The following is a 623-nucleotide window of genomic DNA, read 5'->3' as shown; positions in this document are numbered from 1 at the left end:
CTACAGCGCCCTCTAGAACCACTGTTGGAACTAGCTCTGCTTATGCCGGTGCAAAAGTGACTGCCACAGGATGTGAAGGTCCTCGAACATTAGTAACTGTAACCATCAACCCATTGCCACTAGCTCCAGCAGGTACTAACGTTACAGCCTGTTTTGATAATACAGCCAAAACAGGTTCCGCAACTGTAGGAGCAGGTGAGACTCTTATTTGGTACACAGCAGCTACTGGAGGTACTGTCACTACAGCACCCTCTAGAACTGCTGTCGGAACTAGCTCTGCTTATGCTGGAGCAAAAGTGACTGCCACAGGATGCGAAGGTCCTCGAACATTAGTTACTGTTACCATCAACCCATTGCCACTAGCTCCAGCAGGAACTGATGTGACAGCCTGTTTTGATAATACAGCCAAAACAGGTTCAGCTACAGCTGCTGCAGGTGAAACCATTGTTTGGTACACAGCTGCTACTGGAGGTTCTGTCACTACAGCGCCCTCTAGAACCACTGTTGGAACTAGCTCTGCTTATGCCGGTGCAAAAGTGACTGCCACAGGATGTGAAGGTCCTCGAACATTAGTTACCGTTACCATCAACCCATTGCCACTAGCACCAGCAGGAACTAACGTG

1 protein-coding gene is annotated in these 623 nt (G+C 49.1%); it reads left to right on the top strand.

Annotated features, from left to right (window positions below):
• On the top strand, positions 1–623 hold a 623-nt coding region (locus K5R64_RS13020; RefSeq protein ID WP_374758130.1), incomplete at both ends, for a hypothetical protein.

Source organism: Flavobacterium sp. UMI-01 (assembly GCF_019656315.1).
Classification (GTDB): Bacteria; Bacteroidota; Bacteroidia; order Flavobacteriales; family Flavobacteriaceae; genus Flavobacterium.
The sequence above is the reverse complement of the archived record's forward strand: the minus strand, read 5'-3'. Positions and strand labels throughout refer to the sequence as shown.